At 67.4% G+C, this 748-nt stretch carries 1 protein-coding gene; it reads left to right on the forward strand.

The window, feature by feature from the left end; translation table 11 throughout:
* On the forward strand, positions 1 to 748 hold a 748-nt coding region (locus CEK69_RS20735), incomplete at both ends, for a TonB-dependent receptor plug domain-containing protein (RefSeq protein ID WP_152247688.1).

Raw genomic sequence — 748 nt, forward strand, 5'->3', positions numbered from 1 at the left:
GAGACGCCGCAGTCGGTGAGCGTGCTGGGCCAGCAGCGGCTGGAAGAGGAATCGCTGTTCAGCGTCAACGACGTCATGCGCAACGTCACCGGCGTCAACGTGTCCTTCTACGACACCCAGCGCCCGCTGTACTTCGCGCGCGGCTTCCAGATCACCGACTTCCAGGTCGACGGCCTGCCCACCTACAGCGGCTCCACCAACCAGGAATACGACATGGTCTTCTACGACCGCGTCGAGGTGATCCGCGGCGCCAACGGCCTGCTCAGCGGCGCCGGCATTCCCTCGGCCACGGTCAACCTGCTGCGCAAGCGCCCCGGCAAGAGCTTCGATGCGTCGTTCGCGGCCTCGCTCGGCACCTGGGACTTCCGCCGCACCCAGGCCGACGTCACCGCGCCGCTGACCGCCGACGGCCGCTTCCGCAGCCGTTTCGTCGCCGCCTGGCAGGACCGCGGCTACTACTACGACCACTACACCGAGCAGAAGATGTCCGGGATGGCGGTGCTGGAAGGCGACCTGACCGACACCACCACGGTCACCGTCGGCTACCAGCGCCAGGACAACGACCCGATCGGCTCGACCTGGGGCACGGTGCCGTACTTCTTCGCCGACGGCAGCTTCGCCGACCTGCCGACCTCCACCAACCTGGCGCCGAAGTGGGCGCGCTGGCAGCGCAACACCCATACCACCTTCGCCAACCTGGAACAGCGCTTCGGCGACAACTGGCTGTTGAAGGTCAACCTGGCGCGCA

This window comes from Xanthomonas sp. LMG 12462 (genome assembly GCF_009192885.1).
Lineage (GTDB): Bacteria > Pseudomonadota > Gammaproteobacteria > Xanthomonadales > Xanthomonadaceae > Xanthomonas_A > Xanthomonas_A sontii.